This is a genomic window from Pseudomonas fluorescens (assembly GCF_900636825.1).
GTDB lineage: Bacteria > Pseudomonadota > Gammaproteobacteria > Pseudomonadales > Pseudomonadaceae > Aquipseudomonas > Aquipseudomonas fluorescens_BG.
The window spans coordinates 3584466-3607958 of record NZ_LR134318.1 but is presented as its reverse complement, the minus strand read 5'-3'; the positions used below and the strand labels follow the sequence as shown (position 1 = coordinate 3607958).

Annotated in this window: 26 protein-coding genes; 18 read left to right on the top strand and 8 right to left on the bottom strand. The window is 59.0% G+C overall.

What is annotated here, in order from left to right; translation table 11 throughout:
* Positions 1 to 99 precede the first annotated feature (99 nt).
* Positions 100 to 1182 carry a bifunctional transcriptional activator/DNA repair enzyme AdaA gene (locus EL257_RS16265; RefSeq protein ID WP_126364322.1) on the bottom strand — a complete coding sequence of 361 codons (1083 nt, stop codon included), beginning with the start codon at positions 1180 to 1182 and terminating at the stop codon, positions 100 to 102.
* Positions 1183 to 1290: 108 nt separating this feature from the next.
* Here EL257_RS16265 and EL257_RS16260 point away from each other — a divergent pair, with 108 nt between their 5' ends.
* The 4 genes from EL257_RS16260 to EL257_RS16245 all read left to right on the top strand — a co-directional run bounded on the left by EL257_RS16260 (position 1291) and on the right by EL257_RS16245 (position 5565).
* The gene (locus EL257_RS16260; protein ID WP_126364320.1) at positions 1291 to 1710 is read left to right on the top strand and encodes a VOC family protein; all 420 of its coding nucleotides are present in this window, start codon (positions 1291 to 1293) and stop codon (positions 1708 to 1710) included.
* A gap of 184 nt (positions 1711 to 1894) precedes the next feature.
* On the top strand, positions 1895 to 2509 hold the full coding sequence (locus EL257_RS16255) for a biliverdin-producing heme oxygenase (RefSeq protein ID WP_126364318.1): 615 nt from the start codon (positions 1895 to 1897) through the stop codon (positions 2507 to 2509).
* Positions 2506 to 4743, top strand: a complete 2238-nt coding sequence (locus EL257_RS16250) for an ATP-binding protein (protein ID WP_126364316.1) — start codon at positions 2506 to 2508, stop codon at positions 4741 to 4743. Before EL257_RS16255 ends, EL257_RS16250 begins: the two co-directional genes overlap by 4 nt.
* A 234-nt stretch (positions 4744 to 4977) precedes the next feature.
* A complete protein-coding gene (locus tag EL257_RS16245) occupies positions 4978 to 5565 on the top strand; it encodes a LysE family translocator (protein WP_126364314.1) in 588 nt (195 codons plus the stop codon).
* Positions 5566 to 5640: 75 nt separating this feature from the next.
* On the opposite strand, the gene EL257_RS16240 is transcribed toward EL257_RS16245, so the two are convergent.
* The gene (locus EL257_RS16240; protein ID WP_126364312.1) at positions 5641 to 6483 is read right to left on the bottom strand and encodes a helix-turn-helix transcriptional regulator; all 843 of its coding nucleotides are present in this window, start codon (positions 6481 to 6483) and stop codon (positions 5641 to 5643) included.
* Between the two features lie 364 nt (positions 6484 to 6847).
* Here EL257_RS16240 and EL257_RS16235 point away from each other — a divergent pair, with 364 nt between their 5' ends.
* From EL257_RS16235 to EL257_RS16200, 8 genes are all read left to right on the top strand, one after another.
* A complete protein-coding gene (locus tag EL257_RS16235) occupies positions 6848 to 7513 on the top strand; it encodes a hypothetical protein (RefSeq protein ID WP_126364310.1) in 666 nt (221 codons plus the stop codon).
* A complete protein-coding gene (locus EL257_RS16230) occupies positions 7513 to 7941 on the top strand; it encodes a phage holin family protein (protein ID WP_126364308.1) in 429 nt (142 codons plus the stop codon). Before EL257_RS16235 ends, EL257_RS16230 begins: the two co-directional genes overlap by 1 nt.
* On the top strand, positions 7938 to 8822 hold the full coding sequence (locus EL257_RS16225) for a DUF3618 domain-containing protein (protein ID WP_126364306.1): 885 nt from the start codon (positions 7938 to 7940) through the stop codon (positions 8820 to 8822). Before EL257_RS16230 ends, EL257_RS16225 begins: the two co-directional genes overlap by 4 nt.
* Before the next feature lie 232 nt (positions 8823 to 9054).
* On the top strand, positions 9055 to 9564 hold the full coding sequence (locus tag EL257_RS16220) for a CinA family protein (RefSeq protein WP_126364304.1): 510 nt from the start codon (positions 9055 to 9057) through the stop codon (positions 9562 to 9564).
* Positions 9561 to 10079: a hypothetical protein gene (locus EL257_RS16215; RefSeq protein ID WP_126364302.1), complete on the top strand. Its 519-nt coding sequence runs from the start codon at positions 9561 to 9563 to the stop codon at positions 10077 to 10079. Before EL257_RS16220 ends, EL257_RS16215 begins: the two co-directional genes overlap by 4 nt.
* A gap of 7 nt (positions 10080 to 10086) precedes the next feature.
* A complete protein-coding gene (locus EL257_RS16210; protein ID WP_126364300.1) occupies positions 10087 to 10533 on the top strand; it encodes a DUF421 domain-containing protein in 447 nt (148 codons plus the stop codon).
* Between the two features lie 54 nt (positions 10534 to 10587).
* Positions 10588 to 11517 (top strand): ZIP family metal transporter, encoded by a 930-nt coding sequence (locus tag EL257_RS16205; protein ID WP_126364298.1) that lies wholly within the window; start codon positions 10588 to 10590, stop codon positions 11515 to 11517.
* 152 nt (positions 11518 to 11669) lie between these two features.
* Positions 11670 to 12173 carry a ferritin-like domain-containing protein gene (locus EL257_RS16200; protein ID WP_126364296.1) on the top strand — a complete coding sequence of 168 codons (504 nt, stop codon included), beginning with the start codon at positions 11670 to 11672 and terminating at the stop codon, positions 12171 to 12173.
* A gap of 83 nt (positions 12174 to 12256) precedes the next feature.
* On the opposite strand, the gene EL257_RS16195 is transcribed toward EL257_RS16200, so the two are convergent.
* On the bottom strand, positions 12257 to 12505 hold the full coding sequence (locus EL257_RS16195) for a DUF6555 family protein (protein ID WP_126364294.1): 249 nt from the start codon (positions 12503 to 12505) through the stop codon (positions 12257 to 12259).
* A 203-nt stretch (positions 12506 to 12708) separates the two neighbouring features.
* On the opposite strand from EL257_RS16195, the gene EL257_RS16190 reads away from it, so the two are divergent.
* Together EL257_RS16190 and EL257_RS16185 are read left to right on the top strand one after the other, a co-directional pair.
* On the top strand, positions 12709 to 13044 hold the full coding sequence (locus EL257_RS16190; RefSeq protein ID WP_126364292.1) for a hypothetical protein: 336 nt from the start codon (positions 12709 to 12711) through the stop codon (positions 13042 to 13044).
* 23 nt (positions 13045 to 13067) lie between these two features.
* The gene (locus tag EL257_RS16185) at positions 13068 to 13289 is read left to right on the top strand and encodes a hypothetical protein (protein WP_126364290.1); all 222 of its coding nucleotides are present in this window, start codon (positions 13068 to 13070) and stop codon (positions 13287 to 13289) included.
* 119 nt (positions 13290 to 13408) lie between these two features.
* On the opposite strand, the gene EL257_RS16180 is transcribed toward EL257_RS16185, so the two are convergent.
* Positions 13409 to 14632, bottom strand: coding sequence for a zinc-dependent alcohol dehydrogenase (locus EL257_RS16180; protein ID WP_126364288.1), 1224 nt, complete (start codon positions 14630 to 14632; stop codon positions 13409 to 13411).
* A gap of 226 nt (positions 14633 to 14858) precedes the next feature.
* On the opposite strand from EL257_RS16180, the gene EL257_RS16175 reads away from it, so the two are divergent.
* Together EL257_RS16175 and EL257_RS16170 are read left to right on the top strand one after the other, a co-directional pair.
* Positions 14859 to 15563 carry a glycosyltransferase gene (locus tag EL257_RS16175; RefSeq protein WP_126364286.1) on the top strand — a complete coding sequence of 235 codons (705 nt, stop codon included), beginning with the start codon at positions 14859 to 14861 and terminating at the stop codon, positions 15561 to 15563.
* 23 nt (positions 15564 to 15586) lie between these two features.
* Positions 15587 to 15979, top strand: coding sequence for a GFA family protein (locus tag EL257_RS16170; protein ID WP_126364284.1), 393 nt, complete (start codon positions 15587 to 15589; stop codon positions 15977 to 15979).
* Between the two features lie 251 nt (positions 15980 to 16230).
* Here EL257_RS16170 and EL257_RS16165 read toward each other — a convergent pair whose 3' ends face one another.
* Entirely contained in the window at positions 16231 to 17061 is an 831-nt protein-coding gene (locus EL257_RS16165) for an alpha/beta fold hydrolase (protein ID WP_126364282.1), read from the bottom strand.
* A 478-nt stretch (positions 17062 to 17539) separates the two neighbouring features.
* Between EL257_RS16165 and EL257_RS16160 the strand changes: the two genes are divergently transcribed.
* Together EL257_RS16160 and EL257_RS16155 are read left to right on the top strand one after the other, a co-directional pair.
* Complete coding sequence (locus EL257_RS16160) at positions 17540 to 18745, top strand: hypothetical protein (protein ID WP_126364280.1); 1206 nt, start codon at positions 17540 to 17542, stop codon at positions 18743 to 18745.
* 181 nt (positions 18746 to 18926) lie between these two features.
* Positions 18927 to 19892, top strand: a complete 966-nt coding sequence (locus tag EL257_RS16155; RefSeq protein ID WP_126364278.1) for a sensor domain-containing diguanylate cyclase — start codon at positions 18927 to 18929, stop codon at positions 19890 to 19892.
* Between the two features lie 154 nt (positions 19893 to 20046).
* On the opposite strand, the gene fabI is transcribed toward EL257_RS16155, so the two are convergent.
* Genes fabI through EL257_RS16140 form a run of 3 tightly spaced genes read right to left on the bottom strand, consistent with a single transcriptional unit; the run spans position 20047 to position 23492 of the window.
* Complete coding sequence (gene fabI, locus EL257_RS16150) at positions 20047 to 20841, bottom strand: enoyl-ACP reductase FabI (RefSeq protein ID WP_090282903.1); 795 nt, start codon at positions 20839 to 20841, stop codon at positions 20047 to 20049.
* A 19-nt stretch (positions 20842 to 20860) separates the two neighbouring features.
* The gene (locus EL257_RS16145) at positions 20861 to 22471 is read right to left on the bottom strand and encodes an ABC transporter ATP-binding protein (protein ID WP_126364276.1); all 1611 of its coding nucleotides are present in this window, start codon (positions 22469 to 22471) and stop codon (positions 20861 to 20863) included.
* Position 22472: 1 nt separating this feature from the next.
* Positions 22473 to 23492 carry an ABC transporter permease gene (locus tag EL257_RS16140; RefSeq protein ID WP_064587187.1) on the bottom strand — a complete coding sequence of 340 codons (1020 nt, stop codon included), beginning with the start codon at positions 23490 to 23492 and terminating at the stop codon, positions 22473 to 22475.
* Position 23493: the final 1 nt, after the last annotated feature.

The window sequence follows — 23493 nt, the reverse complement described above, 5'->3', positions numbered from 1 at the left end:
AAGCCGTTGACTTCGTCACCGCCGGAAACCTGGGTGGCACCCTGAAAATCTGTATCGAGGATGGTCATCGAAATCCCTTCTGGTTGATGATTTGGACGCTTAGAACGCCAGCGATTGCGTTAACTGCACCGCGGCGTTTTCCAGGCGCAGCAGGAACGCCTTGCGCGGTTGCCCGCCACCATAACCGGTCAGCGAGCCGTCTGCGCCGATGACGCGATGGCACGGCACCACGATTGACAGACGATTGCGGCCATTGGCCAAGCCCACGGCGCGACTGGCGCCAGGCTTACCGAGGCCTGCCGCGAGGGCGCTGTAAGTGCTGGTGTGGCCATACGGAATTTGCAGCAGCGCCGACCAGACCTGGCGGGCGAATTCGCTGCCGGGCAGGTGCAGCGGCACGCTGAACTCGTTGAGCGTGCCGGCGAAGTAAGCCGCCAGTTGCTGGTCAATCTGCTGCAAATGGCTGTTGTGCCCCGGGGCCACTACGTAGCCGTAGCGTTTTTGCAGTTCTTCGAGCTCGCGCGTCAACGCCGGCCGGTCGAGAAACTCCAGCAACACCAGACCTCGGCGTTCGGCCATGGCGATCATCGGGCCCAGCGGCGTGGTCAGGCGGGTGAACAGCAGCGGCTCGCTCTGCGCAGCGCGGCCCGGCGTGGTATGGAACGACTTCTGAAACGCATCTCGAAAACCACTCAGGGATTCATAACCTGAATCGAATGCGGCGTGATCGATCGACGTGCCCAGTTTGATGCCGCCCAGCGCCACGCCCAGACGCCGCGTGCGCAGCCAGGCGTGGAAGGTCATGCCGAAATGCTGTTTGAACCAGCGCCGCAGTTTCAGCGGCTCAATGCCTTGGGTGAGCAATTGTGCATCGCTCCAGCGCACCTCAGGCTCGGCCTCGACCGCGTCGAGTAAGCGTTGCACCCAATCCGGGGCGATGGCAGCGGCGTCCAGCGGCTTGCAACGCAAACAGGCGCGATAGCCGGCGGACAGACAATCGTCGGCATGGGCGAAGAACTCAACGTTCTCCGGTTTAGGCTTGCGCGCCGTGCAACTGGGGCGGCAGAAGATCCCGGTGGTTTTCACCGCCGTGAAGAATACGCCTTCGTAGGCGGTGTCGCGCTCAAGCATGGCGCGAACCATCTCGGCGTGTGGGGGCAGGGCAACGGTTCGTATGTTCATGGGCTGAGGTTAAAACCGGATCCTCGATAGCTCCACCGAAAAATCGACAGTGAATTTTTTCGTATTGCACCACAATGAGCGGGTCGCTGACCGAGAGGGCTCGAAGCCATGCAACCGTTCACCGTTCAACACATTGATCACATCGTCCTGCGGGTCAAGGATCTGCAGCGCAGCATCGAATTCTACAATCAGGTGTTCGGCGCCGAGGTGGTCAGGCGCAACGAACCGCTGGGCCTGGTGCACCTGCGCGCCGGGACCTCGATGATCGATCTGGTCGACCTGCAAGGCCAACTCGGGCGCCAGGGCGGAAGCGGCGCCGGCGCCGAAGGGCGGAATGTCGATCACTTCTGCCTGCGCATCGAACCGTTCGATGAAGCGGCGCTGGTCGAGCACCTGCAACGCTTCGGCCTGCACGTCGATAAAGCCGCCAGGCGTTTCGGCGCTGAGGGTTACGGCCTGTCGTTGTACTGCATGGACCCGGACGGCAATCAGGTCGAGCTCAAAGGTCCGTGCGAAATCCAGACCTGACGTCGTGGCGAGCTAACGTCTGGTCGAACTTTTCGGATATTTTGAAACTCTGAACCCGTCAGAGCGTCTCGTGATCGACAGAAAAAGCTTCTGTCGGGTCAGTTTCGGTGTGTTGCCGTGATAAATTCGTTCCAGCGTTTCCAACCCCGAATGGCCCCAGTCGGCCCCACCAAGAGCGATCTACATGCAAGCAAAGGCCCGTGAGGTTTATGTGCCACCGGTGCTGCAAGATCTGCGAGCCGGCACTGCCGAACTGCACATCGCACTGGAAAAACGCCTTCCTTTTTTTTCCGATACCCTTGATAACGCCTTTTTCAAACAGCTGATGCAAGCCTATTACGGCTTTTATCAGCCGCTGGAGCAAGCGTTGCAGCAAAGCGCTGCCGTTCCTGCCGACTTCGATCTGGCGCCCCGTCTGAAAACAGCCACGCTGCGACGCGACCTGCAAGCCCTGGGCATCCCGGCCGATAGCCTGCAACGCCTGCCGATCTGCACGCAGTTGCCGCTGATAGACAGCGCTGCTGCGTGCCTCGGTGTGTTGTACGTTTTGGAGGGCGCGACCCTGGGCGGACAGATTCTGCGCCGGGAAATCGCCGCTCGGCTGGCGCTGGATGTCGACAACGGCGCCGCGTTTCTCGATGTCTACGGCGCCGCCACCGGCCGTCGCTGGCGCGACTTCATCGAATACTTGAGCAACCGCTCCCTGGACGCCGCTGAACGCGCGGCCGTAGTCAGCGCCGCACACACCACATTCAGCTGTTTCGAGCGCTGGCTCGAAAGCCAGGAGGTACTGGCATGACACCGCATGACAAACAAGCCTTTGAAGAATTGCTGGCCAACTGTGCTGACGAGCCGATTCGATTCCCCGGTGCGATCCAGCCTCACGGCTTGCTGTTGACCCTGAGCGAGCCGGCGCTGGAAATCATTCAGGTCAGCGCGAACGTCGAAAACCTGCTCGACCGCGCGCCGCAGGCTCTGATCGGTCAGCCGCTGCAAAGCCTGATCGGCGACGCCCACACCGAAGCCCTACGCGAAGCCTTGCAGCAACCGGCGCTGTCCGATACGCCACCGCTGCGTTTCAAGCTCAACGGCACGACATTTGAAGGCTTGCTTCACCGTCATCAAGGCGTGTTGATTCTCGAGCTGGAAATCCACGTCGACAATTTCCAGCCGCGCAACGTCGCCGGCATCAACACTCATCTGGGGCGCATGCTTCAACGCCTGCAAGCGGCTACCACGCTGCAGGCGCTGTACGACATCAGCGTCCAGGAAATCCAGGCGATGACCGGTTACGACCGGGTGCTGATCTACCGCTTCGAAGAGGAGGGCCACGGTCAGGTGATCGCCGAAGCCTCCGACCCGTCGATGGAAGTGTTCAACGGGCTGTTCTTCCCGGCTTCGGACATTCCCGAGCAAGCGCGCGAGCTGTACCGCACCAACTGGTTGCGGATCATCCCCAACGCCGATTACCAGCCAGTGCCGCTGGTGCCGACCTTGCGCCCTGACACGCAGACACCGCTGGATCTGAGTTTCGCGACCCTGCGCAGCGTGTCGCCGATTCACTGTCAGTACATGAAAAACATGGGCGTGCTCTCGTCGATGAGCATTTCGTTGCTCAAGGGCGACAAACTGTGGGGCTTGATCAGTTGTGGCAACCGCCAGCCGCTGCACGTCCCGCATGAATTGCGCTCGGCGTGCCAGACCATCGGTCAGGTGCTGTCCTTGCAGATCAGCGCGATGGAAGCGCTGGAACTCACCCGTCAGCGCGAGGAAAAAGTCGACGCGCTGGCGTTGCTCAATCAGGCGATGATCGATTCGCCACAAAATGTCTTCGACGGTCTCGCCGGCCAGCCGCAAGTGCTGATGGCGCTGACCCGTGCGGGTGGCATCGCGATCATCGAAGACAAGCAACTTCACCGCTTCGGCAACTGCCCGGAGCCGGAACAGATTCGCGCCCTGCACAAATGGCTGCAAGAGCGCGGCGAGCCGGTGTTTGCCAGTCATCATCTGGCCAGCGTTTATCCGCCGGCCGCCGCCTATCAGACGGTGGCCAGTGGCGTGCTCGCCATGAGCCTGCCCAAACCGGTCGAGAACGGTGTGCTGTGGTTTCGCCCGGAGGTGAGGGAGAGCATCAACTGGAGCGGCGACCCGCACAAACCGCTGGATCTGGAAAATTCCGACGCCGGCCTGCGCCTGCGGCCGCGCACGTCGTTTGAAATCTGGAAGGTCGAGATGGCCGGAATTTCCACCAAGTGGAACCACGGCGATCTGTTCGCAGCCAACGATCTGCGGCGTTCGGCGCTGGAAAATGATCTGGCGCGTCAGGTGCGTCGCGAGCAGGAAGCGGTGCGCGCGCGTGACGATCTGGTGGCGGTGGTTTCACACGACCTGCGCAACCCGATGACGGTGATTTCGATGCTCTGCGGCATGCTGCAGAAGGCGTTCAGCTCCGACGGTGCGCATACCTCGCGGAGGATTTCCACGGCGATCGACACCATGCAACAGGCCGCCGGGCGGATGAGCACGCTGCTGGATGATTTGCTCGATACCTCGAAAATCGATGCCGGACGCTACGTCATCACCCGGCAGAAGCTCGATGTCGGCCAGATATTCGAAGAGGCGCAATCGCTGCTGACCCCGCTGGCGCAGGACAAGGACATCAGCATTTCCTTTGAGGCCGATCCGGACCTGCGCATTGACGCCGATCCCGAGCGGCTGTTTCAAGTGCTGTCGAATCTGGTCGGAAATGCGATCAAATTCACCCCGCGTCTGGGCTCGGTGGGGGTTCACGCCACCTCCGTGGGTGACGAGATCGTCTTCACCGTGCGCGATAGCGGCGAGGGTATACCGAAGGAAAACCTGCCGCATGTGTTCGACCGTTACTGGACGGTTAAGGAGGGCAATCCGACCGGTTCCGGACTGGGTTTATACATCACCCAGGGCATCGTCGAAGCCCATGGCGGGCGCATCGTCGCCGAGAGCGAACCGGGACGCGGCAGCGAATTCCGCTTCACCGTGCCGCGCCTGGACTGATTCCGTACAACCTGTGGAAACCGACTTGCTGATGAGCGCGCCATTCAGGCGGCATCTCCAGCGCTTGGTCCACCGCCATCGCCAGCAGGGCTGGCTCCCACAGGTTTTTCCGCTGTTCCCGACATCGCGGCTTGCCGCAGCCCACTGTGTGAGCCAGGGGCATTTTCTTCAATACCATGGAGCAGGCGCCGGATACCGTGGGCGCCTTGTTCCTTGATTTGAAGCAGGTGTGCGATGAGTCTGATTGTTTCGATGGCGGCGTTTGCCTTGGCAGCGTCGATTACGCCCGGGCCAGTGAATATCGTGGCGTTGAGTGCTGGCGCGCAGTTTGGTTTTCGCGCCAGCCAGCGCCATGTTGCCGGCGCAACCCTGGGCTTTGTGTTGTTGCTGGTGTTGATGGGCCTGGGCTTGCACGAAGTTCTGAAATTATGGCCGTTCATGACGCGGGTCGTGCAACTGGCGGGGGTGGTGTTCCTGCTGTTCATGGCGTGGAAATTGGCCATCGATAACGGCCAGTTGAATACGAGCGACTCAGCGCGAGCCCCGTCAATGCTTCACGGCGCGCTGATGCAATGGCTCAACCCCAAAGCCTGGCTGGCGTGCATTGCCGGCATGGGCGCGTTCGTTGCCGACGGCGAGGCGCGGTTGGTCTGGCAGTTCGCCGCGGTGTATCTGGTGATCTGCTATTTGTCGGTGGGGTGTTGGGCTTACGCCGGGACATTCTTGCGGGGGTATTTGACCAACGCGCAGGGCATGCGCCTGTTCAACCGCGTGATGGCGGGACTGTTGGTGGTGAGCGCGGCATATCTGATCATGGCCTGAATGGTCGATTCCGTCACGCTTTCAAGGATGGGTCGACTCCAGCGATAAATCTCCTGCCAAGCGGCAAGGCGTCAATCAGATTGTCGTAGCGCGATACTGCCCGGGCGTCGCCGCCAGATGCTGTTTGAATACCCGTTGAAAATGCGCCTGATCAGCGAATCCCGCCTCAAGTGCAACGTCAGCGATCAGATGGCCGTCGCGCAGACGGCCGCGGGCAAATTGAATGCGTTGGTTGATGAGAAAAGCGTGGGGCGTCATTGCGTAACGTTGTTTGAAGGCGCGAACAAGATAGGACGGCGACAACTGCGCCTCTGCGCAGATGTCCTCGAGGCGCAGCACGTGAGTGCAATGTTCACGGATGTAGTCGGCGGCGCGTTCCAGCTTGAAGTTGGGCTCGCGCTGAGGAGTCTGCGCGGGGTTCAACCGCACTTGCAGGTCGCTGAAAAACTCCACGGCGGCGCCGGTTTTGCCCAGGATATCCTGCTCGTCGTCTACCAAAGTCGCGTAGAGCCGTTGCAGATCGGCAAACAACGTTGCGTCATCAAGGTGAGAAGTTGAAAACCGGCGAAACGTCGAGTCCGCTCCGAATCCCAATTGATGCTGCAGATCCGTCAGCCAAGGCGTTTCGACGTAGAGCATCACATACGACCATGGCAGATCGTCGATCGGATTGCAGGCGTGGACGTCCCCCGGATTCATCAGCACCACGGTGCCCGCCGACACTTCGAACTGCGCCTGCTCATGCACGTAAGTGCTGCGCCCGGCGGTAATCGCGCCTATGGAAAAGTGCGCATGGGAATGCGCTGCGTAGCAGACGTCACGGCCATCGGCGATGGCCCGCGCCTCGATGAAGGGCAGGGCGTCATCGCGCCAGAAACGCGGGGCTTTGTCAGGGTTCTTGGCGGCGGCATGTTTCATTGTTTTGATTCCCGGCAGACCTGTGCGCCAGTGTATTAGCTGCCGCCGGCAAACGCCCGCTCAAGTTCAGCGATGTCGTATTTCTTCTTCTTGAGCAACCGAAACCGTTGCGCTGAAAGAGTCAAAATGACTTGTTGCGGAGTCAAAAGGACGAATCCTGGCCTGAGTCGACGTGAATCTGCCAACCGCCTGAATATCACCTCGAAGCTGTCCACGTGTCCCGTCAAAAGTGAGCAAGCGTGCACGCTCATCAACCGCTTTGAACTCTACGCGCATCTCTTCCGTCCTCTTATATGAGGGGGCTCAGGGCAATGTGTGCTGCGCAGTCCCACCAAACGTTTCCAACCGGAAGGCGAGGGACCACATGAATACTTCAGACACTAGAGCAGGAACTCAGGCAGGCGAATCCGCAGGCGGCAAGCCGGGGCCGGATTTCGAGCACTTGAAGGACGACGTCAGCGAGGCGCTGGGTGGCGCTCGGCAGCAAGCCGATGCGCAGTTCGGCCAGTATCGCGACACAGCGGCGGAACAGATCGAGGCATTGGCGCAAGGGGCGAAGAGCTTTGTCAATGAGCTCGAAGACAAGGATGCCTTCGGCATGTCCGATTACCTGACAGACATGGCGGAGTCGATGACCGGGCTGGCTGGCAGCTTGCGCGGCAAAAGTGCCGAGCAGTTGTTGCATGACGCCGCCGACCTGGCTCGTAACAATCCCGCGCTGTTCATCGCCGGCAGTGTGGCCATTGGCTTCGGTTTGTCGCGGTTCCTCAAGGCCGGTACTGAGGCGGCTGCGACTGTCAGCCCGAATCATGACGCCGCAACGGCAAGCTCGATGCCACCGGCCGGCGGTTTTGGTGCGCAACGACCGCATGAACCCTCTCCCGCATCGTCTTCCGACCCTTATCCGAGGGATGCCTCTTCCGGCCTGGCGACCGGTATCACGCCGGCGTCACCCAACGAGCACGATCACCCTTCGGATTTTGCCGGCTCAGCGATTCCGGCCTCGCCTAACGTCAAAGGAGAACTGTGATGAACAGAGACGATCACGATTTGCCCGGAGCACGACCGCTCGGCCAGCCGGATGACGCTTCGGTGGTTGGCCTGTTGCGGCAATTGTCCCGCGAAGTGCCCGCGTTGTTCACCAAGGAACTGGCGCTGGCCAAGGCCGAACTTCAGTCCAGCCTCAACACACTTAAGGCTGGCATCGGGGCAGTTGCCGGCGGCGCGATTGTGTTCCTCGCCGGGTTCATCATCTTGCTGATGTCGGCGGTTTACGGACTGAGTATGTTCATGGCGCCATGGCTGGCGGCGCTGATCGTCGGCGTGGTGGTGATGATCATCGGCTTCGTCATGTTGCAATCGGGGAAAAAACAGTTCGAGCCGTCCCACTTCAAACCTGACCGGACGCTGGATGCTCTGAACAAAGATCAGGAAGCGCTGCGGAGGAAAGTCTCATGACCACTGAACTGGAAATCGAATCGCAAAAAAGCCCGGAACAGATCGAGCGGGAAATCGATGCTCAGCGCGCCAGCATCGGCAATATCGTCGACAAACTGGAAAGCAAGTTCACCCCGGGTCAGATGTTTGACCAGGCGTGGAGCTTGATGCAGAACAACGGTTCGACGTTCGTCACCAATCTGGGCACCAGCGTGCGCAACAATCCTGTGCCTGCGGTGCTGACGTCTGTGGGCTTGCTGTGGCTGATGATGAGCCAGAATCGGCCGCCCCAGCCGACCTACCGCACAGGTCCCGATCAGGACACAGCGGGGGCTTGGGCCGACGGGCTGACGGACGGCATCGATAGCGCGCGCGGCCATCTGCATCACACTGCGGATTCGGTGAAGGGCGGTTATGAATCGCTGAAGGGCGGCTATGAATCGCTCAAGGGCAAGGCTTCTCACTTGGGCGATAACGTCAGCGCCGCCAGCGAGAACCTCAGCCATGCGATGCACGACGCTGGTGATCGGTTGTCTCGCAACACGCAAGTGCTGGGGCAGCAGTTCAATCAGATGCTCAAGGAACAACCGCTGGTAGTCGCGGCCGCCGGGATTGCCTTGGGCGCGTTGCTCGGCGCGGCGTTGCCGAGCACGCGAACAGAGCAACGCTACATGGGCCGTTCCAGCGCCGGTCTGGTCGACAAAGTGAAAAAACAGGCACAGGAGGGCTACGAAGCGGTACGCGACACCGTGACGAAAACCACTGAGCAAGCTGGATCAGCGGGGCCGGCGGCGACTTCGTCTGGATCCGCGACGTCTGCTCCATCGACGCCATCGACGCCATCGACGTCGGCTGGGTCGGCTGGGTCTGCCGATCTGTCCAAGGGCCTCGGCACCTCCTGACGCGGAGCCCGACAGGAGGCCCGCAACGGGCCTCCGAACCTGCACCGAATAGCTAAATAGCCACTGTAGGAGCTGCGGCAGGCTGCGATCTTTTGATTTTTTGCTTTGAAAGATCAAAAGATCGCAGCCTGCGGCAGCTCCTACAGGGGAGCGTTTACCTGGTTGACCAGAGTTTTTGAACCTATCGCGTTTTTCATCGCTCAACCATGCAATAACTGTGTGAGCCGAATCCATGTCCATCGCCAATGAAACCGTTCAATACCTGCGCGATAACGCCCTGCTGGTGACGACGGCAGAGTCGTGCACGGCGGGCAAGATCGTCATGCTGCTGTCGGAAGTCGAAGGCAGCGGCCAATTCATCGAGTGCGGCTACGTCGTTTATTCGCCGCAGGCCAAGCAGCGCTTGCTGCATGTCAGCCCGCAGACCATCGAAACGTTCAATCTGACCAGCGTCGAAGTCGCGCGGGAAATGGCTCGTGGCGCCTTGCGTGACAGCACGGCCAATGTCGCAGTGGCGACGACCGGCATTCTCGGCCCTGACGATATCGACGGAATTCCCGCCGGCACGATTTGTTTCGCCTGGGCCTTCCAGCTCGATGGCGCCTGTTATGTCTACAGCCACGAACACCGTTTTTCCGGTGGACGTTGCGAGGTGCAGGAGCAGGCGACCGAATACGCCCTGCAGCGGTTGCCGCATTATCATCGCCGTGCGCAGCGCGGCGAACCGGATCAAGCCCCATGAGCGAGAACGAGCGCCGTCCGGATTTGCAGTCCCGTGACTATCCTGTTCACGAGGACATGGCGTTCCAGCTCAAAGTCTGGCGCTTTGAGCGCGTCGGCTGGTACCTGCTGGTGCTGGTCGTGCTGCTGGGGCTGGTCGGCGTGTTCTCGAGGGGTATCGTCAGTTCCAGAGATGTGCGCAGCGATGACGGCCGGGTCAGGGTGGAGTACGACATGTTCCATCGCAACGGCTCGAGCAATTCGATGAAGATCAACGTGACCGGCGGTGCGGACGGGCCGCTGGAGCTGGAACTGGCCGGCGAATTGCTCGAAGGCTTCAGCATCGAAACCTTGCAGCCTGAACCGTTGCGAGCGAGCAGTTCGGGCCATGGCATCAAGCTCTCGCTGCACACCGATGCGGACGGGCGAGCGACGCTGTACCTGACGTTGCGCGGCGACGGCTTGGGCGTTTACCGCAGTCGGATCGCGGTGCCCGGCACCCGCGGCGTAGAACTTACACAGTTCATTTTTCCTTAGGTGACTTATGGATTCGGTACTGCGCGCCGCGGCGATGTATCTGGCACTGATGATGCTGTTCAAGATCGCCGGTCGCCGCTCGCTGGCGGAGTTGACCACGTTCGATTTCGTGCTGTTGATGATGATTGGCGAAGCGACCCAGCAGGCGCTGTTGGGTGATGATTTTTCAGTGACCAATTCGATCATTGTCATCGTCACGCTGATCGCCATCGACGTCGGCCTGTCGTTGCTAAAACAACGCTCGCAATGGGTGTCTCGCTTGATCGATGGTGAGCCGACAATCATCGTCGAGAACGGCAGACTGTTGCATGAGCGTCTGCGTCATGCTCGATTGATTGAAGCAGACATCATGGAGGCGGCCCGCTCCAGTCAGGGCATCGAAAGGCTCGAGGAGATCAAGTTCGCGATCATTGAGCGCAACGGCAAGATCTCGGTGATTGCCAAGGAAAACTGATTCAATTTTTCAGCGCGTTTCACGCGCCTTGCGGGCAAACCCATGGGGGGAAACATGTCAGAGCCATCGTCATCTTTTGCAGCGCCAGTGCGCGCCTTCTTCATGCAGATCTCCCGAACGGGATGGGGCGGTGTGTTCTTTTGGCTGCTGTTGCTGTGCGTCGCGGTTCTGCTGCTGATCAGCGGCTACGGCGCGTTTGTCGATGCCAGCAAAGAGAATCTGTATTTTGCTTTCCTCGGAGGAATGTCAGGCTTCGCCGCGACCGCGACGGGGGCAATTGCCGCCATCGCGTTGCGCGACATCGCCGCCCGCACCCAGGACATCATGCTTGGCTTCGCTGCCGGGATGATGTTGGCCGCCAGTTCCTTCTCGCTGATTCTGCCCGGCATCGAGGCGGCCCAGGCGTTGTGCGGCAATCAATTGCTGGCGGCCTGCGTAGTGGTCTCAGGATTGGCGCTGGGCGTGGCATTGATGGTCGGCCTGGATCGATTCGTCCCGCACGAACACGAGAAGAGCGGGCGGAGGGGGCCGGCTGCCAAACGCATCAACCGTGTCTGGCTGTTCGTCCTGGCGATCACCCTGCATAACCTGCCGGAAGGCATGGCCATCGGCGTGAGCTTCGCCAACGGTGATTTGAACGTCGGCCTTCCGCTGACGACCGCCATCGCTATTCAAGATATTCCGGAAGGTCTGGCGGTTGCCTTGGCGTTACGCGTAACCGGGATTTCGGCGCGTCGAGCCGTGCTGATTGCGGTGGGATCGGGGTTGATGGAACCCATCGGTGCGATCATTGGCCTCGGCGTCTCCAGCAGTTTTGCTCTGGGCTATCCGATCGCACTCGGCCTGGCAGCTGGCGCGATGATTTTCGTGGTGTCCCATGAAGTCATTCCGGAGACTCATCGCAACGGCCACGAAACACCGGCGACCCTGGGATTGATGCTCGGCTTCGGCGTCATGATGTTTCTCGACACGGCGCTGGGCTAAGCCATCAACCTTTCATCCGCCGCTTCGGTTATTTTCGGAACACCTTTGGGCTGAGTCGGGTCATTGCTCATGCACGGCAAGTTTTGCTTGCAGGTTGATCCCATGCGTCCGCCCATCGCGCGACGCCCTACTGACCGGAAGGAAGTTTGCAAATGGCTAGAAAAACTGTCGAAGACTTGTTTATCCATGAACTCTCCGATGTCTACAGTGCGGAAAAACAAATCACCAAAGCTCTGCCGCGCCTGGCGAAAGCGGCGACCAATCCTTTGCTGGCCGATGCCTTCACCTCCCACTTGGAAGAGACCCATGGTCAGATCGAGCGCATCGATCAACTGGTGGAGCTGACCGGCCTGAAGCTCAAGCGCATGAAGTGCGTGGCCATGGAGGGGCTGGTCGAGGAATCGAAAGAGCTGCTGGAGGAGATCGATAAAGGCGCGGTACTCGATGCCGCGTTGATCGGCGCGGCGCAAAAGGTCGAACACTACGAGATCGCCGCCTACGGAACGCTGATCGCCATGGCCAAGCATCTGAATATGGATGACGCCGCGGCGCTATTGGCCGCCACGCTGGCCGAAGAGAAGGGCGCCGACGAGAAGCTCACCAAGATTGCCGAGCAGGGCGGCAATCAGGCCGCGACCATGGAAAAGAAAAGCTGAGACAGGGGTGTGAACCTCTTGGCGGTGACGATGGAAACATCGTCACCGTTTTTTTTGCGGGCGCATTCCAGCGCCCGCTGCGGCTAAGCCTCCGTCCAGGTAATGGTCGCCGTTTCCCGCCATTTCACATCCGTCACTCCGTACCGCTCGGCCTGAGGTTTTGACACAACCTTCAACGGCGGCTTGCCCGGTTTGGGGATTGGCGCCAGACCGGCGTCGCAGCTTGCCCAATGCCAGGCATCGGCATTGCGCATGGACTTCGTTCGGATGACGAATGACTTTGGCTGCCCGTGCAGCTTGTATTCGATGACGAAAATATCTGGGTGGCTCATGAGTTCCTCCTTACGCTCATAGCCAAATGAGTGGTGCGAGAAGCAAAAAATTCAAACGTTTTTCGAGCTTTCCGCCGAGCCTCTACTTCGCGGTCAAAACCGCACGCCGATGGCTATTTTGCGCACTTGAGCGGTGGTTATTTTCATTGATGCCATACTGACATCAGGCATAATGCGCCCAGGTCTTTCATGGAGTCGGTAATGTGTTTGCCGATAGAACGCAGCAACTGGAACAAGCCCTGTTAGCCGTCATCGCATCAGCCACCCGAATGGGTGTCAGTTGTGATGCGTTGTGCGCCGAAGCGGTCGGCGGCTTGATGGCGGAAGGGTATTGGAAGTGGGTAGATCCGCAGCATAAGGATGGCGCCGCTGATGAGATTGAACGGGCGCTGAGCCTGTTATCGAGCCCACCCAGCGGTGGAGCAGCGCAACAAGCTCAAAGCATTTTCGAAACCACGCAGACATCGAAAACCTGCACGGCGTCTGCCCAGACACCGCAACCTCTGGCGACCGCGACCCTGACACCGCAACCTGTGTAGGAGCTGCCGAAGGCTGCGATCTTTTGATCTTGATCTTTGAAAATAAAGAAGATCAAAAGATCGCAGCCTTCGGCAGCTCCTACAGGGAGTTCGTGGCTGCCACAGGTGCGATCTTCCTCGCGCTTATCGAAGATCTTGTGCCTCAAAGCGTCTTTGAAACCGCGCAGACATCGAAAGCCTGCACGGCGTCGACCATGACACCGCAACCTCTGGCGACCTCGACCCTGACACCGCAACCTGTGTAGGAGCTGCCGAAGGCTGCGATCTTTTGATCTTGATCTTTGAAGATAATCAGGATCAAAAGATCGCAGCCTTCGGCAGCTCCTACAGGGAGTTTGTGGCTGTGACTGGTGCGGTGCCAGGCTCAGGTGGCCAACACAGGCGTACCGTCATCGAGTTCCGGCGTGGCGATATGGCCGCTGCCAGGGGTCAAAATGACCTTGCGGCAATCTTCCTCGCGTTTATCAAAGATCCTGTAGCCCTCGGCGGCCTGTTCCAGCGACATGCGATGGCTGATGATGACCTCCGGCGACAAGCGCCCCGTCTCGATGTGCTCCAGCAGCTCCGGCAGGAAGCGATGCACATGGGTCTGACCCATTTTGAAGGTCAGACCCTTGTCGAACGCATCGCCGAACAGGAAGCCGTGAATGAAGCCTGAGTAGACCCCCGGCACACTGACCACGCCGCCGCGTCTCACGGCCGCGATGCACTGACGCAAGGCTTTGCCGCTGCTGCCTTCGATCTTCAACGTGGTGAGCACCGTTTCGGTGGTGCTGCCTTTCGCTTCAAATCCGACCGCATCGATCACGCCATCGACACCGCGCATGCCCTTGGTCTGGCGAATGATCGTGTCTGCCGGATCATCGTCTTCATCGAAATTGATCGGGATCACGCCGTAGGTTTGCTGCGCGTATGCCAGTCGATACGGATGATGATCGACCATGAAAATCTGTTCGGCGCCGAGCATCCGCGCGCACGCTGCGCTCAACAAACCGACGGGCCCTGCGCCATAAATCGCGACGCTCGAGCCGTTGCTGATGCCGGCGTTGAGCACTGCTTGCCAGGCAGTCGGCAGGATGTCCGAGAGGAACAGAACTTTCTCATCCGACAACGTGCCCGGCACCTTGAACGGCCCGGTGTTGCCTTTCGGTACGCGCACATATTCGGCCTGGCCGCCGGGCACGCCGCCGTACATGTGGCTGTAGCCAAACAGCGCAGCGCCGGGCGGGATCGCCTTTTTGTTGATGATCGCGCCGCGCCCGGTATTGGTGGTTTCGCAGGCTGCAAACAAATCCATCTGGCAGAAAAAACAGCTGCCACAGGCGATGACAAAAGGAATCACCACGCGGTCACCCGGTTGCACGGCGGTCACCGCCGAACCGGTTTCCTCGACGATGCCCATAAACTCATGACCGAAAATATCGCCATGCTCGACGGTGGGAATCTTGCCTCGATACAAGTGCAGATCGGAGCCACAGATTGCTGTGGCGGTGACACGAAGAATGATGTCTTCGCTGTCTTCGATAGTCGGATCGGCGACGGTGTCGACTTTGACATTGTGTGCGCCGTGATAGGTAAGTGCTCTCATGACGTCCTGCCTTTACTTCAGTTAAGGGGTAAAGGGGAGAGGCGGGGTGACTGGCGTTAGTTCAGAGAAATAGCGGGGCATGTGACTAGCGGTCTGCAATAAACGCCGTACGTAATGCCCCTGGGAATGACCGGATTATCGCGGTTCGCTTGTTTTTTTAAACCTTCTGGTTGCGTTGAGAGTCGACTGCTGGAGCTTGTCACGCTGCGACTTCAAGGGGACGTTTATGATCGGTGTGGTAATACCTGCGCATAACGAAGAAAAACATATCGCTGCCTGTCTATCCTCGGTGCTGTTGGCTGCCGCGCATCCTGCCTTGCAAGGCCGGGCGGTGCGAATTGTCGTCGTTCTGGACGACTGTGCCGACCGCACTGGGCAAAGGGCCGCGGATTACGGCGTGGGCACGCTCGCCGTGTCGTTTCAGAACGTGGGCAAAGCGCGCGCGCTGGGCGCGGATGAGTTATTGGCCGCCGGCGCGCAATGGCTTGCCTTCACGGATGCCGACACTGTGGTTCCGCATAATTGGCTGGCGCGACAAATCGAACTCGACGCCGACGCTGTTTGCGGCACGGTCGAAGTTGACAGTTGGAGTGAGCACGGCGAACGGGTTCGGTCGAAGTATCTGGAGCGTTATCAATTCATTGAGGATCATCAGCATATCCACGGTGCGAATCTCGGCCTTAGTGCCCAGGCTTATGTAAGTGCTGGCGGTTTTCAGCCGCTTCCAGCGCATGAAGATGTGCACTTGGTCGCTGATCTGAAAAAGATCGGCGCGCGGATTGTCTGGACTGCGACCAATTCTGTGACCACCAGCGCGCGTGCGGATTACAAGTGTCGCGGCGGGTTTGGCGAGTACCTGGCCAGACTTGCTGCGGAAGTGGAGTTGGCTACTGCCTCTTCTTCGGCTGAAATCGGCGCCTGTACGTTGTAACCCGAGCGTGAAGGAGGAGTGCGATGCGTACCGTTAGCGGCGGCTGCCTGTGTGGCAATGTTCGCTTCAAAGTATCCGGTGCCCCGTATCGCGTCGGAATCTGCCATTGTCTTGATTGCCGCAAACGCCATGGCGCGCTGTTTCACGCCTCGGCGATTTTTCCGGAGGAGGCGCTGACTGTTTCGGGCGAAATCCGCGACTATCAGGGCCGGTTTTTCTGCCCTCGCTGTGGCTCACCGGTGTTCACTCGCTCGGGCGACGAGGTTGAAATCAACCTCGGATCGCTGGATGAGCCGAACCGCTTCAAACCCACCTACGAACTCTGGACCGTGCGCCGCGAATCATGGCTCCCCGCGCTACCGCTGGCTCATCACTACGAACACGACCGCACAAACACCGGCCGCAGTGAAGAGTAAAGATCAATCGCCAGCAGGGCTGGCTCCCACAATTGATCCACAGTCCCCACACACCCTGTGGGAGCCAGCCCTGCTGGCGATCGCGGTGGCTCAGTCAGCTCGGGTATCGGATGACAGATTGCTTTCGCGAGCAGGCTCGCTCCCACATTGGATTGAGCGTGTCCGGAGAAATCCAGATGCGCTCAGACCCTGTGGGAGCCAGCCCTGCTGGCGATGGCGGCGGTCCATTCAGCCCTTTGTCAGGGATGACATCACCCCAGAATAAACGCCAGTAAATCCGCGTTTATCGTCGCGGCCTCGGTCGTTGGCATTCCATGGGGGAATCCGGGATAGGACTTCAATGTGCCATTGGGCAACAACTTCGCCGACATCGGTCCCGAGTTCGCGTACGGCACAATCTGGTCATCTTCGCCGTGCATCACCAGCACCGGCACGGTGACTTTCTTCAGGTCTTCAGTAAAGTCCGTCTGCGAAAACGCGACTATCCCGTCGTAATGCGCCTTGGCCCCGCCCATCATCCCCTGACGCCACCAGTTCGCAATAATCCCCTCCGACGGCGAGGCGCCCGGGCGGTTGTAGCCGTAAAAAGGTCCGGTGGGAATGTCCCGATAAAATTGCGCGCGATTCGCCGCCAACTGCGCCTGAAAGTCGTCGAACACCGATTTCGGCAAGCCACCCGGATTACTCTCGGTCTGCACCATCAGTGGCGGAACCGCGCTGATCAGCACGCCCTTGGCGACATTGTCCTGGCCGTGCCGCGCGATGTAGTGAATCACTTCGCCACCCCCGGTCGAATGGCCGACGTGCACAACGTTTTTCACGCCCAGATGCTTGACCACCGCCAGTACATCGTCGGCGTAGTGATCCATATCGTGGCCATCCCAGACCTGGCTCGAACGTCCGTGCCCACGCCGATCATGGGCAATCACCCGAAAGCCTTCGCTGAGGAAAAACAGCATCTGCGCATCCCAGTCATCGGAGCTGAGCGGCCAGCCGTGGTGAAAGTGGATCACCGGCGCATCTTTCGGGCCCCAGTCTTTATAGAAGATTTCGACGCCGTCTTGGGTGGTGACAAATCCCATGTTCGCTACTCCAGATCAAAGTGATGGATGACCCGCAATGCTTGCGGGCTCTCAGAAGCGATGGCTCGGTGCGAGCCGTTATCAACTGTAGGATTAAAGTCGACATCTGCATGACCGGCGGTCGCAACGTCTGGCGTCGTGTGCGAGTCGCGCGTTGGAAGAGATAAGTCGAGGCCCGCATAGGCATATATCGCTATAGAAGTGGGACTGTGATCAAGATGTGCAAAGACGTGGCGAGTTCAAACACGAAGGTGCGGGTACCTGGGGGGCCACCTAAGGCTGAGAATGGTTTTTTCTCTGCAATCAGTCCATTGAAGATACCAATCTGGCTTTCAAAGCCATCCGAACTGTAATTTCTTACAGGTGCCACGGGGATATTCGCTGTGGGACAGTGGCTCGCGCTTGGTTTTTTTCTCTGGATTTCCTGTCGTTAATTAGCGCTTTGGTAATCCGGGGAAAAATTTTGAAGGACTAAAAAATGACTAATCACAACGATTCTATCCTCGTCAATGCTCCGGGATTTCTCGATCCCACTTTCGGGTTGGAGGGAATTGTCTATGTTCCAGGGCCCGGGAGAATAAGTGGCATCGTTGAAGATGCTGATGGGGCGATGATTTATTGTGTCTGGGCTGATAAAGATATCTGGCTGTATAGAAGCTTTGCTGACGGCACTCCAGATCTTGAGTTCGGCGAAGGCGGCAGAACAAGATGGTCATTTGCGCTAGGAGTGAGTTCGATGCCGGTTGAGTTGCTGCTGCAGGAGGATGGAAAAATCGTGCTGATTGGGGCCACTCAAGCGTTAGATGACATTTTTAAATTGCAGCTCGCGGTCACTCGTTTCAATCAAAATGGAAGTCCTGATCTGATCTTCGGTAATAAGATTTTTCTCCCACCAGAACAAGCTGTCAGTGTTTCAAATTTGCCATATGGATGCCTGCAGAAAGACGGGAAGATTCTCCTGGGTGTTTCCTATGCAGATAAGGACAGTGTCAGATCTGGACGGATTTATCGACTGCATTCCAATGGCGCGAACGACCTTGAATTTGGTGCAGAGAGGGGGTGGATCGATGTTCAGTTCAATGGCTCAAGCACGATGGTCGAGTGTGTCGGGGTTACGAAAAACGATGAAATCCTCATAGGCGCGACCTCCGATTCCCGGCAACAATTAGTGGGTCGCTTTACTTCGCCCGGAATAATCGATCCGAGCTTCGGAATAAACGGGTGGTGGGTAGCTGAAGGTGTAAACATCTTGGGGAATTTTGTGCTTCATGGGGAACAAATAGTTGTCGTAGGTGCGGAGATAGATGAAGGCACTTACCAAGCCTGTATTTCCAGATTAACCGCCGATGGCGAGTTCGATCCGCAGTTCAATAAAGGCAAGAGATTGCTTGTTAGTGTGCCCGTAGATACTGCGCAGTATCCCGTCACAATGGAGTATGTTGCATTGCAATCTGATGGAAAGATTGTTGCTGCGGGCCATGCTGGTTACGTTAATCAGTCTTTCTGGCTGCGCGTGCAGAACGATGGAGTGCTTGATCCGCTGTTCGGAGATCAAGGTCTTCATGTCCATACCCCATCGAGTTTTCATGGCGGTTTGTTGGTGCAGCGGAACGGCCAGCGCATAATCGCCGCATTGGACCCGGCTTCCGCCGTTGACTCGCACATCCTCGGTATCCAGAGTTAGCAATGGCCAACCGTTCATCGCGAGCCACGAAAGGGAGTCGCTGTGGCACATGACCTCTTTGTGAGCCAGTTCAAGCTCTGGGCCGATGCTGGCGGGTCATGTGCCGTTGCGGGCATTTGGTGGGTGAACCGTTGCAGAAATAGCGCTACGCTTGAAGCATTGTTGCGAACGGAGTGTGCTGATGCTGGTTCCAGGTAAACCCGCCAATGAGGCCGCGCGCGTGCAAGCGCTGCACGGCCTCAATCTTCTCGATTCGGCCCCCGAGGAGCGTTTTGACCGTCTCACACGGCTGGCCAAGCGTCTGTTCAACGTGCCGATCGCGTTGGTGACGCTGGTGGACAAGGATCGTCAGTGGTTCAAATCGTGCGTGGGCCTTGATGCCACCGAGACGTCGCGGGATGTTTCGTTTTGTGGGCATGCGATTCTCAACGATGACTTGCTGCTGGTGCGCGATGCGCGCGAGGACGTGCGTTTTCACGACAATCCGCTGGTGACCGGCGCGCCGAACATCCGCTTCTATGCCGGCTATCCGCTGACGGTGCCCCACGGCAACAAGATGGGCACCCTGTGCCTTATCGACACCAAGCCTCGCGAACTCGACGACGAAGAACGCGCACTGCTGCGCGATCTGGCGCAAATGGCCGAGCAAGAGCTGACGGCGGTGCAAATGGCGAGCATGGACGAGCTGACGCTACTGTCCAACCGTCGCGGCTTCAAACAATTGGCGCAACACGCGCTCGATGCCTGCACGCGATTGGGGCGTCCGGCGACGCTGCTGTTTTTCGACCTCAACGACTTCAAACAGATCAATGATCTCTACGGCCATGCCGAGGGCGACAGTGCGCTGAAGACCTTTGCCGACGTGTTGCGCATTGCCTTTCGCGAAAGCGATGTGGTCGGGCGCCTCGGTGGCGATGAGTTCGTCGCGTTGCTGACCGGCTCAAGCCATGTCGAAACCACCGCCATCGTCGCGCGGCTCAAGGAGATACTGGAAGAGCGTAATGCCACGTTGCATCGCGGTTATGCGATTCGGTTCAGCGTCGGCCAGATCGAATACAACGCCAAGCGCCACGAGTCGGTCGACAGCCTGCTGGCGGATGCGGATGGCGCGATGTATGCGCACAAGCAGGCCTTGAAAGGGTCTTAGTTCGGGCCCCATCGCCAGCAGGGCTGGCTCCCACATTGGATATCGGCCAGATCACGGATCTCCTTGCAGGAGCTGCCGCAGGCTGCGATCTTTTGATCTTCAACCCATAAAAAAACCCGCCGAAACAGGCGGGTTTTTTTCGGCTAGGCGAAGATCACTCTTCGATGTTGCCCATGGCGGTGGTGTTGAAGCCGCCGTCGACGTACATGATTTCACCGCTGATGCCCGACGCCAGGTCAGAGCACAGGAAGGCGCCGGCATTGCCGACTTCGTCGATGGTAACGTTGCGGCGCAGCGGGGTTTGCGCTTCGTTGGCGGCCAGCATCTTGCGGAAATTCTTGATGCCCGACGCTGCCAGGGTACGGATCGGGCCAGCCGATACGCAGTTGACGCGAGTGCCGTCCGGGCCCAGGGAACCGGCCAGGTAACGTACGCCAGCTTCCAGCGAAGCCTTGGCCATGCCCATCACGTTGTAGTTCGGCATGGTGCGCTCGGCGCCCAGGTACGACAGGGTCAGCAGGCTGCCGTTGCGGCCTTTCATCATTTCGCGACCGGCCTTGGCCAGGGCCACGAAGCTGTAGGCGCTGATGTCGTGAGCGATGCGGAAGCCTTCACGGGTGGTGGCTTCGGTGAAGTCGCCGTCCAGTTGGTCGCCCGGGGCGAAGCCTACAGAATGCACGATGCAGTCCAGGCCGTCCCACTTCTTGCTCAGTTCTTCGAAGACCTTGGCGATTTCTTCGTCGCTGGCCACGTCGCACGGGAAGCACAGCTCAGGGCTCGAACCCCAGCCCTGGGCGAATTCCTCAACACGACCTTTCAACTTGTCGTTCTGATAAGTGAAGGCAAGCTCAGCGCCCTCGCGATGCATGGCGGCAGCGATGCCGGATGCGATGGACAGCTTGCTGGCGACACCGACGATCAGTACGCGCTTACCGGCGAGAAAACCCATGTGTTGCTCCTCTTTCAGGTTATTGCGCAGTGGCTGGTGCCAAAAAAGCGGCTTCCAGCAACTGCTGTGTATACGGATGTTGGGGGGCGGCAAAAATACTTTGCGCGTCTCCCTGTTCGACCACTTGGCCATGCTTGACCACCATCAACTGGTGGCTCAGCGCTTTGACGACAGCCAGATCATGGCTGATGAACAAATACGTCAGGTTGTACTTGGCTTGCAGTGAACGCAACAGCTCCACCACTTGCCGCTGCACCGTGCGGTCGAGCGCCGAAGTCGGCTCGTCCAGCAGGATCAGCGCCGGTTTCAGCACCAGAGCCCGGGCAATGGCAATTCGCTGCCGTTGCCCACCGGAAAATTCGTGGGGGTAGCGGTGCCGGGTTTCCGGATCCAGACCTACCTCCTTCAATGCCGCAATGATCGCCGCTTCCTGTTCGGTCGCGGTACCCATCTTGTGAATCCGCAGGCCTTCGCCGACGATGTCATTGACGCACATGCGCGGGCTCAGGCTGCCAAACGGGTCCTGAAACACCACCTGCATCTCCCGCCGCAACGGGCGAACCTCACTCTGCGTCAGGCAGTCTAGCTGCTTGCCTTCAAAGCGGATCGCGCCTTTGCTGCCGATCAGGCGCAAAATCGCCAGACCGAGGGTGGATTTGCCGGAACCGCTTTCTCCCACAATCCCCAGAGTCTGGCCCTGAGGCAGGCTGAAATTGATGCCGTCCACTGCCTTGACGTAATCCACCGTGCGCTTGAGCAGGCCTTTCTTGATCGGAAACCAGACTTTCAGGTTCTCGACTTCGAGCAGCGGCGCGCCAATTTCATTGCTCACCGGGCCGCCGCTGGGCTCCGCGCCGAGCAGTTCCCGAGTGTACGGATGCTGCGGCGAACGGAACAGCTCCGCGCACGATGCCTGTTCGACGATGCAACCGCGCTGCATGACACATACGCGATGCGCAATTCTTCGCACCAGGTTCAAATCGTGACTGATCAGTAGCAGCGACATGCCCAATCGAGCCTGAAGTTCCTTGAGCAAATCGAGGATTTTCAGCTGAACGGTCACGTCCAAAGCCGTGGTGGGCTCGTCGGCGATCAGCAATTCCGGCTCGTTGGCCAGCGCCATGGCGATCATCACCCGTTGGCGCTGGCCACCGGACAATTCATGGGGCAGGGCCTTGAGGCGCTTGTGCGGCTCGGGAATGCCGACCATCTCCAGCAGTTCCAAAGTACGCTTGGTCGCGACTTTGCCGCTCAGGCCCTTGTGAATGCCGAGCACTTCGTTGATCTGCTTTTCGATCGAGTGCAGCGGATTCAGCGAGGTCATCGGCTCCTGAAAAATCATCGCGATGCGGTTGCCGCGAATGTGGCGCAGGGTCTTTTCGCTCAGACCCAGCAGATTTTGCCCGGCGTAATTGATGCTGCCCGCCGGATGCCGCGCCATGGGGTAGGGCAGCAGGCGCAGGATCGAATGCGCCGTCACCGATTTGCCCGAGCCGGATTCGCCAACCAGCGCCAGGGTCTCGCCACGCTTGATGTCGAAACTCACGCCCTCGACGACGCGATGCACGCGCTCGCCGAAACCGAATTCGACGGCGAGGTCGCGCACTTCGATCAGATTGTCCTGATTCATTTCACTTCCTCGGGTCGAAGGCATCGCGAGCGGACTCGCCGATAAACACCAGCAAACTCAACATCAACGCCAGCACGGCAAAGGCACTCATGCCCAGCCACGGTGCTTGCAGGTTGGATTTGCCTTGCGCGACCAGTTCACCCAGCGACGGACTGCCGGCCGGCAAGCCGAAGCCGAGGAAGTCCAGCGCGGTCAGAGTACCGATGGCGCCGGTGAGGATGAACGGCATGAAGGTCATGGTCGAGACCATCGCGTTGGGCAGGATATGGCGGAACATGATCGCGCCGTTCTGCATGCCCAGCGCCCGCGCCGCGCGAACGTACTCGAGATTGCGCCCGCGCAGAAACTCGGCGCGCACCACGTCGACCAGGCTCATCCACGAGAACAACAGCATGATCCCCAGCAGCCACCAGAAATTCGGCTGGACGAAACTGGCCAGAATGATCAGCAGATACAGGACCGGCAGCCCCGACCAGATTTCCAGAAAACGCTGCCCGGCCAGATCGACCCAGCCGCCATAAAAACCCTGCAGCGCACCGGCGATCACCCCGATGATCGAGCTCAACACCGTCAGCGTCAGCGCGAACAGTACCGAAATACGGAAGCCGTAAATCACCCGCGCCAACACATCGCGGCCCTGATCATCAGTACCGAGCAGATTGTCCGCCGAGGGCGGTGCCGGCGCCGGGACTTTCAGATCGTAATTGATGCTTTGGTAGCTATAGGGAATCGGCGCCCACAACACCCAGGCATCCTTGGCCTTGAGCAGTTCGCGGATGTAGGGGCTCTTGTAGTTGGCCTCCAGCGGGAATTCGCCACCGAAAGTGGTTTCCGGGTAGCGCTTGATCGCCGGGAAATACCAATTGTTGTCGTAATGCACCACCAGCGGCTTGTCGTTGGCGATCAGCTCGGCGCCGAGGCTCAGGCCGAACAGGATCAGAAACAGCCACAGCGACCACCAGCCGCGCTTGTTGGCCTTGAACAGTTCGAAGCGGCGGCGATTGAGAGGGGACAGGTTCATC

Bases quoted from the DNA above. Each gene is read 5' to 3' on its own strand.
- EL257_RS16160 (WP_126364280.1), top strand. From the start codon at position 17,540: ATGACTAATCACAACGATTCTATCCTCGTCAATGCTCCGGGATTTCTC.
- EL257_RS16255 (WP_126364318.1), top strand. From the start codon at position 1,895: ATGCAAGCAAAGGCCCGTGAGGTTTATGTGCCACCGGTGCTGCAAGAT.
- EL257_RS16205 (WP_126364298.1), top strand. From the start codon at position 10,588: ATGTCAGAGCCATCGTCATCTTTTGCAGCGCCAGTGCGCGCCTTCTTC.
- EL257_RS16220 (WP_126364304.1), top strand. From the start codon at position 9,055: ATGTCCATCGCCAATGAAACCGTTCAATACCTGCGCGATAACGCCCTG.
- EL257_RS16230 (WP_126364308.1), top strand. From the start codon at position 7,513: ATGAACAGAGACGATCACGATTTGCCCGGAGCACGACCGCTCGGCCAG.
- EL257_RS16225 (WP_126364306.1), top strand. From the start codon at position 7,938: ATGACCACTGAACTGGAAATCGAATCGCAAAAAAGCCCGGAACAGATC.
- EL257_RS16165 (WP_126364282.1), bottom strand. From the start codon at position 17,061: ATGGGATTTGTCACCACCCAAGACGGCGTCGAAATCTTCTATAAAGAC.
- EL257_RS16210 (WP_126364300.1), top strand. From the start codon at position 10,087: ATGGATTCGGTACTGCGCGCCGCGGCGATGTATCTGGCACTGATGATG.
- EL257_RS16245 (WP_126364314.1), top strand. From the start codon at position 4,978: ATGAGTCTGATTGTTTCGATGGCGGCGTTTGCCTTGGCAGCGTCGATT.
- EL257_RS16195 (WP_126364294.1), bottom strand. From the start codon at position 12,505: ATGAGCCACCCAGATATTTTCGTCATCGAATACAAGCTGCACGGGCAG.
- EL257_RS16180 (WP_126364288.1), bottom strand. From the start codon at position 14,632: ATGAGAGCACTTACCTATCACGGCGCACACAATGTCAAAGTCGACACC.
- EL257_RS16170 (WP_126364284.1), top strand. From the start codon at position 15,587: ATGCGTACCGTTAGCGGCGGCTGCCTGTGTGGCAATGTTCGCTTCAAA.
- EL257_RS16175 (WP_126364286.1), top strand. From the start codon at position 14,859: ATGATCGGTGTGGTAATACCTGCGCATAACGAAGAAAAACATATCGCT.
- EL257_RS16260 (WP_126364320.1), top strand. From the start codon at position 1,291: ATGCAACCGTTCACCGTTCAACACATTGATCACATCGTCCTGCGGGTC.
- EL257_RS16235 (WP_126364310.1), top strand. From the start codon at position 6,848: ATGAATACTTCAGACACTAGAGCAGGAACTCAGGCAGGCGAATCCGCA.
- EL257_RS16140 (WP_064587187.1), bottom strand. From the start codon at position 23,492: ATGAACCTGTCCCCTCTCAATCGCCGCCGCTTCGAACTGTTCAAGGCC.
- EL257_RS16200 (WP_126364296.1), top strand. From the start codon at position 11,670: ATGGCTAGAAAAACTGTCGAAGACTTGTTTATCCATGAACTCTCCGAT.
- EL257_RS16215 (WP_126364302.1), top strand. From the start codon at position 9,561: ATGAGCGAGAACGAGCGCCGTCCGGATTTGCAGTCCCGTGACTATCCT.
- EL257_RS16250 (WP_126364316.1), top strand. From the start codon at position 2,506: ATGACACCGCATGACAAACAAGCCTTTGAAGAATTGCTGGCCAACTGT.
- EL257_RS16240 (WP_126364312.1), bottom strand. From the start codon at position 6,483: ATGAAACATGCCGCCGCCAAGAACCCTGACAAAGCCCCGCGTTTCTGG.
- EL257_RS16145 (WP_126364276.1), bottom strand. From the start codon at position 22,471: ATGAATCAGGACAATCTGATCGAAGTGCGCGACCTCGCCGTCGAATTC.
- EL257_RS16155 (WP_126364278.1), top strand. From the start codon at position 18,927: ATGCTGGTTCCAGGTAAACCCGCCAATGAGGCCGCGCGCGTGCAAGCG.
- EL257_RS16265 (WP_126364322.1), bottom strand. From the start codon at position 1,182: ATGAACATACGAACCGTTGCCCTGCCCCCACACGCCGAGATGGTTCGC.
- fabI (WP_090282903.1), bottom strand. From the start codon at position 20,841: ATGGGTTTTCTCGCCGGTAAGCGCGTACTGATCGTCGGTGTCGCCAGC.